Origin of the sequence: Gordoniibacillus kamchatkensis (assembly GCF_000829455.1) — a bacterium.
In the GTDB taxonomy this organism is placed as follows: domain Bacteria; phylum Bacillota; class Bacilli; order Paenibacillales; family NBRC-103111; genus Gordoniibacillus; species Gordoniibacillus kamchatkensis.
Window position 1 is genome coordinate 1 of record NZ_JXAK01000071.1, and the last position, 16057, is coordinate 16057.

The window sequence follows — 16057 nt, forward strand, 5'->3', positions numbered from 1 at the left end:
TAACTGCGTGAACTAAGGAACCGCCGTATACCGAACGGTACGTACGGTGGTGTGGGAGGTCGGCTACTCAACTAATGGGTAGCCTCCTACCCGATTTTTGATGAACAGGAGTGAAACATTGTGGCTGACAACAAAACGTTTTATTTGACGACGCCGATCTATTATCCGAGCGACAAGCTGCACATCGGGCATGCGTACTCGACGGTGGCGGGCGACGTGATGGCCCGCTACAAGCGGCTGAGCGGCTACGACGTCTGGTATTTGACCGGAACGGACGAGCACGGGCAAAAGATCGAGCGCAAAGCGCAGGAGAAAGGCGTGCCGCCGCAGCAGTTTGTCGACGACATCGTTGTCGGCATCAAAGAGCTGTGGAAGAAGCTCGACATCTCGTACAACGATTTCATCCGCACGACCGACGAGCGGCACGAGCGGGCGGTCGAGAAAATTTTCAAGCAGCTGCTCGACCAGGGCGACATTTATCTCGGCAAATACGCGGGCTGGTACTGTACGCCGGACGAAGCGTTTTTCCCCGAGAGCAAGCTGGTTGACGGCAAATGTCCGGACTGCGGGCGGCCTGTCGAATGGGTGGAGGAAGAAAGCTACTTTTTCCGCATGAGCAAGTACGTCGATCGTTTGCTCCAGTATTACGAGGAAAACCCCGGGTTCATCGAGCCGGAATCGCGCAAAAACGAAATGATCAACAACTTCATCAAGCCGGGTCTCGAGGATCTCGCCGTTTCGCGGACGACGTTCGACTGGGGCATCCCGGTGCCGGGCAACCCGAAGCACGTCGTGTACGTATGGATCGACGCTTTGTCGAACTACATTACGGCGCTCGGCTACGGCTCGGACGACGATTCGATGTTCCGCAAGTTTTGGCCGGCGGACGTCCATCTGATGAGCAAGGAAATCGTTCGGTTCCATACGATTTATTGGCCGATCATGCTCATGGCGCTCGGCTTGCCGCTGCCGAAAAAAGTGTTTGCCCACGGCTGGCTGCTCATGAAGGACGGCAAAATGTCGAAGTCGAAAGGCAACGTCGTCGACCCGGTGACGCTCATCGACCGCTACGGGCTCGATCCGCTGCGCTATTACTTGATGAGGGAAGTGCCGTTCGGGGCTGACGGAACGTTTACGCCGGAAAGCTTCGTGGAGCGGATCAATTACGATTTGGCGAACGACCTCGGCAATTTGCTGAACCGGACGATCGTCATGATGGATAAGTATTTCGGCGGCGTCGTGCAGGAGTTTAAGCCGGGTTCTACGGAATTCGACGCATCGCTGATGGCGACGGCCGAAGATACGGTGAAGCGCTACGAGGAGCATATGGAGCGGATGGAGTTTTCGCAGGCGCTCGCGGCCGTTTGGGCGCTCATCGGGCGCGCCAACAAGTACATCGACGAAACGCAGCCGTGGATGCTCGTGAAAAATGACGCGACCCGCCCGGCGCTCGGCTCGGTCATGTACGCACTTATGGAGCGCAGCGCATCGTGTCGGTGCTGCTGCAGCCGTTCATGACGCAGACGCCGCAGAAAATTTGGGCGTCGGCTCGGGAGTCGAGGCGGGCGAGCTGACGAGTCTCGCCAGCACGCGCACCTTCGGCCTGCTGCCGAGCGGCACGAAGGTGCAAAAGCAGGAGCCGCTGTTCCCGCGGCTCGACGTAGAAGCCGAGATTGCGCATATCGCGCAATCGATGGGCGGCGCCGCGCCGGCGCCTGGCGCGGCAGCGGCTGCGCCGGAGGCGGGCGGCGGCAGCGCAGCGCCGCCGCAAGCGGAGCGGCCGCAGCGGAAGCGGCCGCCGAGGCGAAAGCCGAAATCGGCATCGACGATTTCGGCAAGGTGGAGCTGCGCGTCGCGCAGGTGCTCGCCTGCGAGCCCGTCAAGGGCGCCGACAAGCTGCTGAAGCTGCAGCTTGATCTCGGCTACGAGACGCGCCAAGTCGTCTCGGGCATCGCCAAGCACTACAAGCCGGAAGAGCTGGTCGGGCGCAAAGTGATTGTCGTCGCCAACCTGAAGCCGGCGAAGCTGCGCGGCGAGCTGTCGCAGGGCATGATTCTCGCTGCGTCGCAAGGCGACAAGCTGACGCTGGCGACGGTGCCGGACGACATGCCGAACGGCGCGGTCGTCAAGTAATAGCCGCCCCTGCCATTTACGAGCCGTATGCTTTCTAAAGGCCGCCCCGCAAGCAAATTGTGCTTGTGGGGCGGTTACTTTTGGATGCTGCGCACAGCGTCGGAATGCCCCAGCTGCTTTTGAGGCACTTGCAGCAGGCGACTGGCGGGAAACCGTCTTTGCAGTTGCCTCTGATCAGCACTTGCAGATGCGTTTTTGGCAGGGAAACGGCTTCGTCGGGCTTCTCCAGCTGCTTTAGATGGCACTTGCAGCAGTCTATTGGCGGGAAACCGTCTTTGCAGCTGCTCAGAAAGCACTTGCAAAAGCAGTTTGCAGCTCCTCCTGCAACTGTGACGCAGTTCATGCAAAACTTATTTAATCGTAATTTTTTCGAATTTGTTATTGACGCATTCGGCGGCCGCCCGTATAATCGAAATCGCAAATAATAAACATTACGATTACGACGTGAGGTGCCACGATGTTCATTCGCAAATTTCGCTTCGCCGCAATCGCCGCGGCAGCGCTTATCATTGCCGCCGCGCTGCTCGGCGGCTGCTCGCAGACGGTTGACCGGCAGCTGGATCCTCATAAATTGAACGTTGTCGCCAGCTTTTATCCTTTGTACGACTTCGCCACGAAAATCGGCGGGGACCACGTCCATGTCGTGAACTTGGTGCCGGCCGGCGTCGAGCCGCACGACTGGTCGCCGAAGAGCCGCGATTTGCAGCTGCTGGGGCGGTCTCAAGTGTTCGTGTATGAAGGCATCGGCTTCGAAGGCTGGGCGGACAATGCTTTGAAGACGCTCAAAGCGGATGGCCCGGTCGTCGTTGAAGCAGGCAAAGGCGTACCGCTGCTGCAGGCGGCGGAAGACGACGGGCACGACGTCAAGGACGGCGGCGAAGCGGGCGAAAGCAAGCCGGGGGCGGATCCCCACATCTGGCTTAGCCCGGCGAACGCCAAAATCATCGGCGCCAATATCAAGCAAGCGTTCATCCAAGCGGACCCTGCCCACAAACAGGACTACGAAGCGAATTACGCCAATTTCGCCTCGAAGCTCGATGCGCTCGACGCGAAATACAAGCAGCAGCTAGGCGGCGTCAAGCAAAAGCAGCTCGTCGTCTCTCACCAGGCGTTCGGCTACTTGTGCCGCGATTACGGTTTGACGCAAATGCCGATCATGGGCCTTGCCCCCGACGCCGAGCCGACCGCGCAGGAAATGAAGAAGATCAACGACTTTATCAAGCAAAACAACGTGAAGACGATTTTCTTCGAAGAGCTCGTCTCCGACAAGCTGGCGAAGACGCTTGCCAAAGACGCCGGCGTCGGCACAGCGGTGCTGAATCCGTTGGAGGGGCTGACGGAACAACAGCAGAAGGCCGGCCAAGATTACTTCTCGGTCATGGAGACGAATTTACAGCACCTTGTTCAAGCGTTACAATAGCACTAACCCACTGCCTGTATGAACGCCTAACCGCTCTGATAAACGCGCCCGACAAAGGAGATGCCATGCTGCCAATGGAATCCGCAACCGAAACCGCAACCGCAGCCGCCGTCGGTCAACCGTCCTGCCATAACCGGATCGTGGAAATCGACCGGCTGTCGTTCCTGTACGAGCATAAAAATGTGATCGACAATTTAACGTTCACCGTTCTCGAACGCGATTTCGTCGGCCTGATCGGCCCGAACGGAGCCGGCAAGACGACGCTGCTGCGGCTGCTCGTCGGTTTGCTGAAGCCGACGTCGGGCGACATCCGCCTGTTCGGGCAATCGATCTCTAAGTTCCAGGACTGGGACCGGATCGGCTATGTGCCGCAGAAGAACGCCTTCAATCCGCTGTTTCCGGCAACGGTGCGGGAGATCGTCGAGTCCGGGCTGTACGGCCGCAAGCGGCTGTACCGCAAACTTGGGGCCAGCGACCGGCGCAAAATCGACGACGCGCTCGATGTCATGCGCATTGCCGATCTTGCCGGACGCCGCATCGGCCAATTGTCGGGCGGGCAGCAGCAGCGGGCGTTTCTCGCCAGGGCGCTTGTGAACAGTCCGCAGCTGCTCATTCTCGACGAGCCGACGGTCGGCATCGACGCCGAGACGCAGCAAGGCTTTTTTCAGCTGATCCGGCATATGCACGAGCATCATCACATTACGTTCCTGATGGTGTCGCACGACATGGAAATGATGGAGGCGTATCTCGGAAGCGAGCCGGTGCAAAGCGCCGGCAAGCTGAAGTTTTACGTCAAGCATACGCACGCCCCGGAAGATTGCGGCGAGACGAATTTGTCGCACTCGATCGAACGGCCGGGCGGCATGCGCGAAATGATGGAAGTAACGTAAGGAGCGCACCCCAGTGGACATTTTTCTCGAACCTTTTTTTCAGCGTGCTCTGATCGGCGGCATACTCATCGGGCTCACCGCGCCGCTCATGGGCACGTTCCTTGTGCTGCGGCGCCTGTCGATGATCGGCGACACGCTGGCGCACGTCTCGATAGCCGGCGTCGCGCTCGGCTTCCTGATTAACGTGTACCCGCTCGGCACGGGCCTACTGTTCGCGCTGCTGGCGTCGTTCGCCATCGAGCAGCTGCGCAAGACGTACCGCACTTATGCCGAGCTGTCGATCGCCATCATCATGTCCGGCGGCGTCGCTTTGGCAACGCTCTTGTTTACGCTCGGCAAAGGGTTTAACATGAACGTCATGAGTTACTTTTTCGGCAGCGTCTATACGCTCGATACGGCCGACATCGCCGTCGTCGGCGGCGTCAGTGCGCTTGTGCTCATCGTCATCTGCCTGCATTTCAAAGAATTTTTTCTTATGTTTTTCGACGAGGAGGCGGCGAGCGTCAGCGGCTTGCCCGTCCGCGCCTACAACATCGCCGTGACGATGCTGACCGCGCTCGTCATCAGCGTCAGCATCAAAATCGTCGGCGCCTTGCTCGTCTCGGCGCTGCTGACGATTCCGGTCGCCTGCTCGCTAGTCGTCGGCCGCAGCTTCCGCCACTCGGTCGGGATGGCGGTGCTGTATTCGGAAGTAGCCGTCATGATCGGGCTCGTCGTTGCCGGGGTATGGGACTTGGCGCCGGGCGCTACCGTCGTGCTGACGCTGATCGTTCTTCTGATCGGCACGCTTACGTTCAAAATGGGCTTGCGCCGCCGCGCCTGACCGGCAGCCTCAACGCAAGCCAAATAGCGGAGGACTTCTGAACACTATGTCGAACGTCAATATCGGAATCGCCCTCTGGGCCGGCTTTCTTTCCTTCATTTCGCCGTGCTGCTTGCCGCTGTATCCGTCGTACTTGTCGTATTTGACCGGCATTTCCGCCCAGCAGCTGCGCTCGGGGAAGACGAGCGGGGCGGAGCGTCGCCATACGATGCTGCATACGCTGTGCTTCATCGTCGGCTTCTCCATCATTTTTTATACGCTCGGCATCGGAGCGGGATCGTCGGCTCCGTTTCGTCGAGTACCGCGGCTTGCTCCGGCAGCTGGCGGCCGTGCTCATGCTCGTGATGGGCCTCTTCCTGCTCGGCGTGTTCCAGCCCCACTGGCTCATGAAGGAGCGCAAGCTGCAGCTCAAATGGCGGCCGGCCGGATACCTCGGCTCGGTGCTCGTCGGCCTCGGCTTCGCCGCCGGCTGGTCGCCGTGCATCGGGCCGATCCTTACGGCGATTTCCGCGTTCACCGCCACCCAGTCGGGACAGTGGTTCGCCATGACGACCGCTTACACGCTCGGCTTCGCCGTCCCGTTCTTCGTGCTGTCGTTCTTCATCAGCTCGACGAGATGGATACTGCGCTACTCGAATGCGATGATGAAAGCGGGCGGCGCCGTCATGCTCGTCATCGCCGTGCTGCTCTATACCGACCGGATGACGCATATTACGATCTGGCTCAATGCGCAAACGCCGAGCTGGCTCAAATTTTAATCAGCGCCCGAACGCAAAACGGCGCCGAGACCTATTCGCGGGCTCGGCGCCGTTTTGCATATACTAGGTGAAGTACTCGATCTTGGCCTGCGGAAACCGCTCGAAAATACGCTCCGTGATAAATTCCCGCAAAACAGCCGCCCGCTCGTCCGGGTAAACGTATTTGCCCTGGCCCCAGCGGCCCCATTTGTATTTGCGCTTCTCCTCGTCCATTTCCAGCTTCGTTTTCGGGTAGCGCTGCTCGATGACGCGCTTGGCCGTTTTCGTAAAGCGGTGCTGGATCATCTCGAAGGTCAGGTCTTCGCTTGCTTCCGGCGGGAGCGAAACTTGCAGCTTCTCGAGCAGTTCGGCATAGCCTTGCTCCCACCCGTCGTGCCAAATGATCGGGGCGATGATGAAGCCGAGCGGATATCCGGCGCGCGCCACTTTGCCCGCGGCTTCAATCCGTTCCGCGAAGGTGGACGTCGCTGGCTCGAAATGCTTGATCACGTAATCGGCGTTAACGCTGAAGCGGAAGCGGGTATGGCCTCCGTGCTTGGCGTCCAGCAGCGGCTCGACATGATGGTATTTGGTCACAAAGCGGAGCCGGCCCAGCGGTTCTTCCGCCATGAACTCGATGTATTCTTTGAGCGAGCCGCTGATGTGCTCGAGGCCTACAGGATCGGATGTGCACGCCGCTTCGAAACGGGTAATGTCGGGAGCGCGTTGTTCAATGTACTGCTTGGCTCTTTTCAAAATATCGCCGGTGTTGACGTATACGCGGATGTAAGGCTTCGCCCCGAGCGTCGTTTGCAAGTAGCAGTAATGGCAGTGGCCCATACAACCGGTCGCGATCGGGATGGCGTATTCCGCCGACGGCTTCGATTGGTCGAAGTCGAGCGTTTTGCGGATGCCGACGACAAGCGTCCGTTTGGCCATCCGGTATTTCTCCAGTTCGGTGTCGCCCGGCAAATTCGTGATGCGGTTGTGCGACGTCGTCATGCGGATTTCCAGGCCTTCGGACTTGGCCCAATCGTAAATGCGCCGTCCCTTCGGGTACTCAAGCGCATCCGGCTCGAAATACACGAGATCCGGCGCGAACGCGGGGGTGCTGCGGGCAGGCCGCTCAGCTGTGGTCGTGGCCATTGTCTGCCGACTCCTTTCGCGAACGGTGGTAGTGTACGGTCCGTCTCGCCGTAGTATGGCTTGCGCCGCCGGGCGGCTAACCGTGGAAATTGCTGTTTCAAGCTGCGCTGCCGGCGTCGGCGGTGCATGCCGGACGCGTGCGCAAGGCGGCAAGTTTTTCGTTTGCGCAGCCGTTCGCACTTGCGCGAAAGGACGGGAAAAGGTATCATACGAAGAGGCCGAAAGTTCGGACGAGGTAGGGGGAACGCGCATGGCAACGCCTAGCATGGAAGATTACTTGGAACGCATCTATAAACTGATCGACGAGAAAGGCTATGCGCGCGTCTCCGACATTGCGGAGGGACTCGAAGTTCATCCGTCCTCCGTGACCAAAATGATTCAGAAGCTGGACAAGGACAACTATTTGGTGTACGAAAAATACCGCGGCCTCGTGCTGACGTCGAAAGGCAAGAAGATGGGCAAGCGGCTCGTCGACCGCCATGCGCTGCTCGAGCAGTTTTTGACGATGATCGGCGTGCAGGGCGAAAACATTTACAAGGACGTGGAGGGCATCGAGCACCATCTGAGCTGGGACTCCATCACGTGCATCGAGACGCTCGTCGAATATTTTCAGCGCGACGCGAACCGGCTGCAAGAGCTGCGCATGATTCGCAGCGAGCTTGACGCCGACAGCTGACCGTTATAGTTCTCGCCGATACAACGTCCGCCTGCGTGCGGATGTTTTTTTATTGGCTCTTTTCGTAAAGATTGTTGCTAAGTTCCCTCTCAGTTATAATGAATGGGAACATTAGTTTGCATTATTTTTGCGCTTCTTAGAGTTACACAAACAGATGAGCAAGAAATCGCAAAAACGTGCAATAGTGCTTGAGTCTTGCAAAAAAACCGTATTCTCACCCGTACGTTCGTTTAGTTTAACACCTTTTCATGATCCAAAAGGATATTCATTGTTAGAAAAGAAAATATTTTAAAATCCATTCTTATTTGACCGTTTTTTGACTTTCATTACGTCTATATACCGTAGGGAATTGTTGAGGTGGGATTATTGCTTGATGAAGAACGAATGCTTGTTGATTGTGCGTGTCAGGGAGACGTAGATGCATTTTCTGCTTTAGTTAGAAAATACTCTAACGCAGTTTACTCAACGGCATTCAGTCTTCTCGGTGATTTCCATTTAGCCCAAGACATTGCTCAGGAAGCATTTGTTAAGGCATGGAACAATCTGAATTGTCTAGAGGAAAGGGGGAAGTTCGGCAGTTGGTTATTTACAATTACAAAACGGCTAAGTATTGACTGGATTAGGAAGATGAACAAACCAATAACAACGTTACAAGCTATTGATCATGTTCCTGATCCATTGTCTACTGAAGAAACGATTGAAATACGCGAGAGAGCGAAAACAGTATGGAATGCTTTATACTCCCTGGAAGAAAAATATCGACAGGTCACAATTCTTTACTTTATGAGCGGATTTAATACTAGGGAGATTAGCAAGTTTTTAAATATCTCCGTAAGCTCCACCGAAAGCCGCCTTAGAAGGGCAAAGGAAAAATTAAAATTGGAGTTGATATCATTGATCGAAGAAACATTAATAAAAAATAAAGTTGACGAAGCATTCGAGCGTAGAGTATTAGAACGACTTCAAGGTGTGGTTGTAGTTTACATCCCTGCGATTGATTTGGCACAGTCGGCTGAATGGTATGAAAAGTTCCTCGGATATAAAATCACCCATAAAGGTGATATTTGGTCGCTCGAACGCCCAGGATATTTGAAAATAATTTTGTGTGAGTTCGGATGCGCTTCCCACCCTATTCAATTCAATCGGAGTTACGACTCGACAGCCGTTATGATGATTGGTTCACCTGATATCGAAGAATACCATAAGTTTCTTAAACAAAAAGGTGTGGAAGTTACAGACATACTGGATCGCGGCGCATGCGGGAAGAGTTTTCAAATGAAAGATCCTGCAGGTAACCGAATAATGGTTGATTATTTTGCACCTGCGTTTGAAAGTAATAATAGATCAAACGATTGAGCATAGACGAGAGCTTAACGACGGGAACGATACTTGAATAACATAACAGAATCCGCCATTTACTGGTGGGTTTTCTGTTATGTTAAAATCGCATTTAGTCAGAGCAACAATATTTTCGAAAAGAGCCTTTTTATTTTATATTCATAAGAACGAGCCTAACAGGCATATAGACACAGTGATACGTACCGGCGAAGGGGTGATGGCCATTGAAAATCAACGGAGTGTTTCAGGGCGGGGGGGTCAAAGGGGTTGCGCTGGCCGGAGCGGTCGACGCCGCACAGCAGCGTGGCTTCGAATTCGACCGGGTGGCCGGCACGTCGTCCGGCTCGATCATCGCCGCGTTTCTCGCCGCGGGCTATACGGGCGAAGAGATGAAGCGCATGATCATCGATATGCCGTTTCGCAACTTTTTGAAGCGGGCCCCGATTTACAACACCCGCTTTATTGGGCCAGCCGCGCGGCTGCTGCTCAAAAAAGGGCTGTACTCCGGCGAAGCGCTCGAATATTGGGTGCTGCAAAAGCTGGCGGCGCGGGGCGTCCGCACGTTCGGCGATTTGCAGCCGGGCCAGCTGCGGATCATCGCCTCCGACATATCGCGCGGCAAGCTGCTCGTCCTGCCCGACGACATCGCCCAATACGGCATCGATCCGGCCAAGTTTTTGATCGCCAAGGCGGTTCGGATGAGCTCGAGCATTCCGTACTTTTTCGATCCGGTCATCATCAAGCGCCCCCGCCAGCCTCACGTCCAGCGGAGCAAAGAGGAAAGCGACTATTTGTATATCGTCGACGGCGGGCTGCTCAGCAATTTTCCGCTCTGGCTGTTCGACCAGCAGACCGATCCCGGCCCGCATCGTCCTACGATCGGCTTTCAGCTCGTCGGCCGGACGAACCAGAGGGTACGCCAAATCCGCGGCCCGATCGCCATGCTGACGGCGCTGTTCGCGACGATGATGGACGCCCACGATGACCGCTATATCGACGAGGCGAACCGGTTCCGCACGGTCAAAATTCCGACGCACGGCGTGCGCGTCACGCAGTTCGACATTACTCCCGAGCAAAGCGCGGAGCTGTTCGACGCGGGCCGCGACAGCGCAGGGAAGTTTTTTACCCGCTGGTCCCACGACATGTACGAAGCCGATTACGCCAAATATGTCGCCCGCACCCCGCCGGGTCCGGCAGCGGAAAACGATCCGCCGCCGCGGCAGCCCGATCCTCCGCCGGCGCGGGCTCCCGTCATCCGGACAGGCGGGACGAATAAGCGAATTTCGTAAGACCTATTTTGCGGAAAATTTTTCGGGACTTCGGAACTACAATCGGCAACGATTTTATTGCTCTTTTTCCCGGATTACCGTATCATGTTGATAGGGTTCATCGGAAAAGAGGTAGATGAAATCATTATGCGGCTATTGCCTACTACATCTTGCGTTTCGGGCATGCGGCTGGCGAAACCGATTTTTAACGAAGAGGGTGTCATTCTGCTCGGGCGCCATGTTGAACTGAGCCAATCGCTTATCAACAGGCTGCAGCAGCTCGGCGTCGATTACTTATACATAGAAGATCCCGATACCGAAGACGTTGAAGTGGAAGACGTGCTGTCCGATGAAACGAAGCGAAGAGCGCTTACCGAAATTCGCACGCATTTCGGCCTGTTCATGGAGGCGACGGCGAAGAAAAAGTTTTCGCGCGCCCCGACTTTGGGCAAAACGTTCGGCGACTTGATGAAAATGATCATCGACGACATTTCCGGCCACCGCGGCGCGCTGATCATGCTGATGAACATGAACGTCCTGAACACTTACGTTTACCAGCATTCTTTGAATGTAAGCATTTACACGGTCATGCTCGGCATGGCGAACGGGTTTAACCGCGAAGAGCTGATGGTGATCGGGCTCGGCTCGCTGCTGCACGATATCGGCAAGACGAAAATCAACTGGCAGCTGCTGCAGCGGCCGGGTCCGCTGTCGCCGGACGAGTACGAGGAGATCAAGAAGCATACGGAATACGGCTACAAAATGCTGAAGGATGAGCCCAACATGCCGCTCATCGCCGCCCATTGCGCGTTTCAGCATCACGAGCGGATCGACGGCAGCGGGTATCCGCGCGGCATAAAGGGCGGCGAAATTCACGATTATGCCAAATGGATCGCCATCGCCGACAGCTACGACGCGATGACGACGCACCGTTCGTTCCGCCGTGCGATGCTTCCGCATCAGGCGATGGAAATTTTGTTCACCGGCGCCGGCACGCTGTACGATACGAAAAAGATTGCTTTTTTCCGCGACAACGTGGCCATTTATCCGATCGGCGTCACCGTAAAGCTCAACACCGGGGTGAAGGGAGTCGTCACCGACATCAATCCTTCGGCGCCGCAGCGGCCCGTTGTACGGGTGCTGACGGACGAACATAACCGGCGGATCAGCCAGCCTTACGAAGTGGATTTGACCAAACAGCTTACCGTCATGATCGATCAAGTCGAATTGGCATAACGATGCTTTGGCGATGCGCCGGCCCGGAACGGGTGCGGCGCTTCGTTATGGATATGGCGACATACTCCCTCGGCCCTTGCATATACTTGTACCATATGCAGGACAAGGGGAGGACCAACATGAACCGAGCGATGCTTCTCGGGCTGGCGCTCACGATCGCAGCCGCCTTGTGGCTGCCGGCCGGCGCCGGCGCAGCTCCCGCCATCACGACCCGCGCCGAAGCGGCGGCGCTCATCGATGTGACGAGCGGCAGGCTGCTGTATTCGCAGCAAGGCGACAAGCCGATGCTCATTGCCAGTCTGACGAAAATTATGACGGCCATCGTCGCTATCGAGCACGGCAATTTGTCGGACAAGGTCAAAGTCGGCAGCAACGCGTACAGGAAGGAAGGCTCGTCCATTTATTTGCAGCTTGGCGAAGAAATGAAGCTGAGCGACATGCTGTACGGCATGATGCTGCGCTCCGGCAACGACGCGGCGACGGCGATCGCCGAGCACGTCGGCGGCTCGGTGGAAGGCTTCGCCTATATGATGAACGAGAAGGCGAAGCTGATCGGGATGGACCATACGAATTTCCGTAATCCGACGGGGCTTAACCAAAACGAGCATTATTCCACCGCGAACGATATGGCGCGGCTCGTCGCCTACGCAATGAAAAATCCGACGTTCCGCGAAATCGTCAAGACGAAGATGAAAACCGCTCCGAATCCGAACGAGCCGTGGGACTACAAATGGAAAAACAAAAACAAGATGCTGTCGCTGTACGACGGCGCAGACGGCGTAAAGACGGGCTATACGAAGCTGGCCAAGCGCTGCCTCGCTTCGTCGGCGACGCGCGGCGGCCGCCAGCTCGCCGTCGTGACGCTGAACGATCCCGACGATTGGAACGATCATGCGAGGCTGCTCAATTACGGCTTTGCGAACTTTCCTCTGGAGCGCGTCATTGCCAAAGGCGATCTCGTCGATTTGCCCGGAGCCGGCCAGCGGGATAGCGAGGGCGAGAGCGGGGAAGGGCCGCAAGGCGCGGCAGGCGCTTCGTTCTACTATCCGTTCATGGCGGGCGAGCAAACTTCGCTATCGCACAAATTTTCGCCGAACAGCCCGCGTTCGGCTGCGTACCGCCTCGGCGAATTGGGGACGCTGGAATATTACTTGGCAGGCCGCAAAATCGGATCGGTGCCGATCTACGTGAAAAACGACGCCCGGCTGCTTGAGCCGGACCGCACCGCCTTCGGCACGGAGGTGGTGGCTGTAGGCGCCACAGGCTGGGAGCGGCTGGCATTTGCGCTGCGGGTAACGATTCGCTCGCTGTTCGACACCGAGGCGCTAGGCAGGTGGGAGCAGCGATGATTAACTGGATATGGCTGTTCTTCATCGTGATCGGCTTCGTCGTAGCGGCCGCGAACGGCAACATCGAAGCCGTTACGAAAGCGGCGCTGGACGGAGCCAAGAGCGGCGTGACGGTATGCTTCGGCTTGATTTCGATCCTTGTGTTCTGGCTCGGCGTGATGCGCATCGCGGAGGATGCCGGACTGCTGCAAAAAATCGCCGTTCTGCTCCGTCCGATCGTCCGCTTTTTGTTCCCGAGCGTGCCGAAGGACCATCCTGCGGTAGGCTACATCATGTCCAACATGAGCGCGAACATCCTCGGCCTCGGCAATGCCGCAACGCCGATGGGCATCAAGGCGATGCAGGAGCTGCAAAAGCTGAATCCGAACAAAGACGTGGCCAGCCCGGCGATGTGCACGCTGCTCGCCCTCAACACCGCCAGCATTACGCTCATTCCGACGACGCTAATCGCGATCCGGATGAATTACGATTCGATGAATCCGGCGGAAATCGTCGGCACGACGCTGCTCGCTACCATCGTCTCCACCGGCGGAGCGATCATCATCGACCGCTGGTACCGGCGCGTACATTCCCGGAGGCCCCCGGCTCCGCCCCCTTCTCCGCCCCAGCGCGGGGGAGAAGGGGCGAAGCGGGAGGGGCGTTCCCGGCCGCCGAACAGCCCCGTGCGAACCGTTACGACGTCAGAGAAAGGATGAGGCCGCCGTGTATGCTGTCGTCAGCCTGATCTCCGCTTGGGCGATTCCCGTCATCATCGTCTTTATTCCGCTTTATGCGGCATACCGCAAAGTGCCCGTCTACGAATCGTTCGTCGACGGAGCGAAGGACGGCTTCGATACGGCGATCAAAATTATTCCCCACCTCGTCGGGATGATGGTGGCCATTTCCATCTTTCGCGCCTCCGGTGCGATGGAGCTTATGCTCGGCTGGATGCGGCCGCTGCTGAGCCGCATCGGCGTCCCGAGCGAGGTGCTGCCGCTGGCGATACTGAGGCCGATCAGCGGTGCCGGTTCGCTTGCGTTCACGACCGACCTGATCAGGCAGTTCGGGCCCGATTCCATGATCGGCCGCATCGCCTCAACGGTGCAGGGCAGCACCGACACGACGCTGTACGTCATAACCGTCTATTTCGGCGCGATCGGTATCCGCAAGGCGAGCTACGCGCTGAAGGTCGGCCTCGTATCCGACCTTATCGGCTTCATTGCCTCGATCGTCGTCTGCTACCTCGTCTTCACCTGATCTTTCCCGCACGATCTTGCCGCGAACCGTTCCCCGGACGCGACTACACTGCTAGCAGTCCCATCAGTCGAGGTGGTCTGCATGCCGTATGCCGGCGTAGTTTTTCACCATTCCGTATGTCCCTCCATCAACGGCAAAGGCTACGATTTCTACGTTACAACCGGCGGCGCCGTCATTCCGGGCTTTGAGCCGACGTCGCCCGACTACATTCACGTGTGCGTCGAAGGCGACTTCGCCGCCATGCCCGCGCCGCTGCCCGCGGAGCGGCGGGAGCAGCTGTTCGTCGTGCAAAAGCTGCTGCAGGCGCTCTCCGAGCGGCACGGGTTTGCGCCCGCCGATTGGCAAGCGCACAACGATACGTGTCCGGGGTGGCGTTTTCCATGGGGCGAGCTTGTGATTTCCCATCAGGATGGTTATCATTGAGGTGAGGTGAACCATCCACATGGAACGATTGCAAAAAGTGCTCGCCGAAGCGGGAGTAGCGTCCAGGCGCAAGAGCGAAGAACTCATCGCCAGCGGGCGGGTGGAAGTGAACGGTCAGACCGTAACGGCGCTCGGCGTCAAAGTCGATCCGGCGAAAGATGTCATTAAAGTCGACGGCAAGCCGATCAGCGGACAGTCTAAAGTATACGTGCTGCTGCACAAACCGAAGGGCGTCATCACGAGCGTGTCCGACCCGGGCGGGCGCAAAGTGGTGACTGATTTTTTGCACGGGATCAAGGAGCGGGTGTTTCCGGTCGGCCGGCTCGATTACGACACGGAGGGCCTGCTCATTTTGACGAACGACGGAGAGCTGGCGAACCTGTTGACGCATCCGAAATATCACGTGCCGCGCACGTACCACGCCACGATCGAAGGCGTGCCGCACGGCACCGTGCTGGACAAGCTCCGCAGCGGCGTGAAGCTGGAAGACGGCATGACCGCTCCGGCCGAGGTGGAGTACGTCGATGTCGATCCCGAGAACAAGCGAACGGTGCTGTCGATTACGATTCGCGAGGGGCGCAACCGGCAAGTGCGGCGCATGCTGGAGGCCGTCCATTTTCCCGTGGTGCGGCTGAAGCGCGTCCAATACGGCCCGATCGAACTGAGCGGCCTTGCGCGCGGCAAGTTCCGCCACCTCCGTGCGGACGAAGTGAAGCTGCTGCGGGAAACGGCGCTCTCGACACAAAACATTCAAAAAGGCGAATAAGGGCGAAGCCCGGTCTTCGCTATAATAGGATTAGTGATTTTCGTCACAAATCGGAAGCAGGACATGCAGCGAGGTGAACTGCCGTGAAGGCGCGCAACCGTACGATACAGCTCGTTATACTCGCCGTTATAGCCTTGATCGGCTTGTTTACGATCGTCAGCAATTTGTCGGCCGGTCCGGCGAAATATCCGCAGGTCGGGGACAAAGCGCCGGATTTCGCGCTGGCAGGCCTAGACGGAGCAACGCACAAGCTGTCGGAACTGAAGGGCAAGACGGTCATTCTGAACTTCTGGGGCACGTACTGCGAGCCGTGCAAACGCGAAATGCCGGCGCTGCAGCGGCAGTACGACAAGTGGAAGGCGCAGGGCGTCGAATACGTCGGCTCGAATATCGGCGAGAATGCGATTACCGTGCGCGGCTTCCTCGACCAGTACAAGCTGACGCTGCCGGTATGGCTCGACCAGGATCAGGCCGTGCGCAAACAGTACGGCGTCAGCGAGTATCCGACCACGTTTTTCATCGCTCCCGACGGCCGCATCGCCAAAAAGCAAGTCGGCGAAATGAACGATGCGTTTATCGAAAGCGCGCTCGCGGAGCTAGTCAAGAAATGAGGCTG

Annotated in this window: 14 protein-coding genes and 2 pseudogenes; 15 read left to right on the forward strand and 1 reads right to left on the reverse strand. The window is 57.4% G+C overall.

The features are described 5' to 3' along the window. Positions 1-120: 120 nt before the first annotated feature. The 5 genes and pseudogenes from metG to SD70_RS27870 all read left to right on the forward strand — a co-directional run bounded on the left by metG (position 121) and on the right by SD70_RS27870 (position 6024). A pseudogene (gene metG / locus SD70_RS27845) lies at positions 121-2133 on the forward strand (methionine--tRNA ligase). 457 nt (positions 2134-2590) lie between these two features. Further along, the gene (locus SD70_RS27855; RefSeq protein WP_041051667.1) at positions 2591-3553 is read left to right on the forward strand and encodes a metal ABC transporter substrate-binding protein; all 963 of its coding nucleotides are present in this window, start codon (positions 2591-2593) and stop codon (positions 3551-3553) included. A gap of 74 nt (positions 3554-3627) precedes the next feature. Next, a complete protein-coding gene (locus SD70_RS27860) occupies positions 3628-4443 on the forward strand; it encodes a metal ABC transporter ATP-binding protein (RefSeq protein WP_052487970.1) in 816 nt (271 codons plus the stop codon). A gap of 13 nt (positions 4444-4456) precedes the next feature. After that, positions 4457-5266 carry a metal ABC transporter permease gene (locus tag SD70_RS27865; protein WP_041051669.1) on the forward strand — a complete coding sequence of 270 codons (810 nt, stop codon included), beginning with the start codon at positions 4457-4459 and terminating at the stop codon, positions 5264-5266. A 46-nt stretch (positions 5267-5312) separates the two neighbouring features. After that, positions 5313-6024: pseudogene (locus SD70_RS27870) on the forward strand (cytochrome c biogenesis CcdA family protein). A 63-nt stretch (positions 6025-6087) separates the two neighbouring features. Here the strand turns inward: SD70_RS27870 and splB are convergent. Further along, positions 6088-7149 (reverse strand): spore photoproduct lyase, encoded by a 1062-nt coding sequence (gene splB / locus SD70_RS27875; protein ID WP_041051671.1) that lies wholly within the window; start codon positions 7147-7149, stop codon positions 6088-6090. Between the two features lie 250 nt (positions 7150-7399). On the opposite strand from splB, the gene mntR reads away from it, so the two are divergent. From mntR to resA, 10 genes are all read left to right on the forward strand, one after another. Beyond that, the gene (gene mntR, locus SD70_RS27880; protein WP_041051694.1) at positions 7400-7825 is read left to right on the forward strand and encodes a transcriptional regulator MntR; all 426 of its coding nucleotides are present in this window, start codon (positions 7400-7402) and stop codon (positions 7823-7825) included. A 357-nt stretch (positions 7826-8182) separates the two neighbouring features. After that, on the forward strand, positions 8183-9181 hold the full coding sequence (locus SD70_RS34120; protein ID WP_156158234.1) for a sigma-70 family RNA polymerase sigma factor: 999 nt from the start codon (positions 8183-8185) through the stop codon (positions 9179-9181). A 206-nt stretch (positions 9182-9387) separates the two neighbouring features. Beyond that, a complete protein-coding gene (locus SD70_RS27890; protein ID WP_082053715.1) occupies positions 9388-10452 on the forward strand; it encodes a patatin-like phospholipase family protein in 1065 nt (354 codons plus the stop codon). Between the two features lie 84 nt (positions 10453-10536). Continuing rightward, the gene (locus tag SD70_RS27895) at positions 10537-11667 is read left to right on the forward strand and encodes an HD-GYP domain-containing protein (protein WP_331436851.1); all 1131 of its coding nucleotides are present in this window, start codon (positions 10537-10539) and stop codon (positions 11665-11667) included. 119 nt (positions 11668-11786) lie between these two features. Then, positions 11787-13016: a D-alanyl-D-alanine carboxypeptidase family protein gene (locus tag SD70_RS27900; RefSeq protein ID WP_082053716.1), complete on the forward strand. Its 1230-nt coding sequence runs from the start codon at positions 11787-11789 to the stop codon at positions 13014-13016. Next, positions 13013-13711 carry a nucleoside recognition domain-containing protein gene (locus SD70_RS27905; RefSeq protein ID WP_082053717.1) on the forward strand — a complete coding sequence of 233 codons (699 nt, stop codon included), beginning with the start codon at positions 13013-13015 and terminating at the stop codon, positions 13709-13711. The genes SD70_RS27900 and SD70_RS27905 overlap by 4 nt, the downstream gene beginning before the upstream one ends. A 7-nt stretch (positions 13712-13718) precedes the next feature. Then, on the forward strand, positions 13719-14252 hold the full coding sequence (locus tag SD70_RS27910) for a spore maturation protein (protein WP_041051672.1): 534 nt from the start codon (positions 13719-13721) through the stop codon (positions 14250-14252). A gap of 81 nt (positions 14253-14333) precedes the next feature. After that, complete coding sequence (locus SD70_RS27915) at positions 14334-14675, forward strand: hypothetical protein (protein WP_041051674.1); 342 nt, start codon at positions 14334-14336, stop codon at positions 14673-14675. A 19-nt stretch (positions 14676-14694) separates the two neighbouring features. Further along, the gene (locus SD70_RS27920; protein ID WP_041051675.1) at positions 14695-15441 is read left to right on the forward strand and encodes a pseudouridine synthase; all 747 of its coding nucleotides are present in this window, start codon (positions 14695-14697) and stop codon (positions 15439-15441) included. An 83-nt stretch (positions 15442-15524) separates the two neighbouring features. Next, entirely contained in the window at positions 15525-16052 is a 528-nt protein-coding gene (gene resA / locus SD70_RS27925) for a thiol-disulfide oxidoreductase ResA (protein WP_041051677.1), read from the forward strand. The last annotated feature ends 5 nt before the right edge of the window (positions 16053-16057 follow it).

Excerpts from the sequence above, each read along its gene's own strand:
- SD70_RS27905 (WP_082053717.1), top strand. The coding sequence starts at position 13,013 with ATGATTAACTGGATATGGCTGTTCTTCATCGTGATCGGCTTCGTCGTA.
- SD70_RS27855 (WP_041051667.1), top strand. The coding sequence starts at position 2,591 with ATGTTCATTCGCAAATTTCGCTTCGCCGCAATCGCCGCGGCAGCGCTT.
- splB (WP_041051671.1), bottom strand. The coding sequence starts at position 7,149 with ATGGCCACGACCACAGCTGAGCGGCCTGCCCGCAGCACCCCCGCGTTC.
- mntR (WP_041051694.1), top strand. The coding sequence starts at position 7,400 with ATGGCAACGCCTAGCATGGAAGATTACTTGGAACGCATCTATAAACTG.
- SD70_RS27915 (WP_041051674.1), top strand. The coding sequence starts at position 14,334 with ATGCCGTATGCCGGCGTAGTTTTTCACCATTCCGTATGTCCCTCCATC.
- SD70_RS27860 (WP_052487970.1), top strand. The coding sequence starts at position 3,628 with ATGGAATCCGCAACCGAAACCGCAACCGCAGCCGCCGTCGGTCAACCG.
- SD70_RS27920 (WP_041051675.1), top strand. The coding sequence starts at position 14,695 with ATGGAACGATTGCAAAAAGTGCTCGCCGAAGCGGGAGTAGCGTCCAGG.
- SD70_RS27895 (WP_331436851.1), top strand. The coding sequence starts at position 10,537 with ATGTTGATAGGGTTCATCGGAAAAGAGGTAGATGAAATCATTATGCGG.
- SD70_RS27900 (WP_082053716.1), top strand. The coding sequence starts at position 11,787 with ATGAACCGAGCGATGCTTCTCGGGCTGGCGCTCACGATCGCAGCCGCC.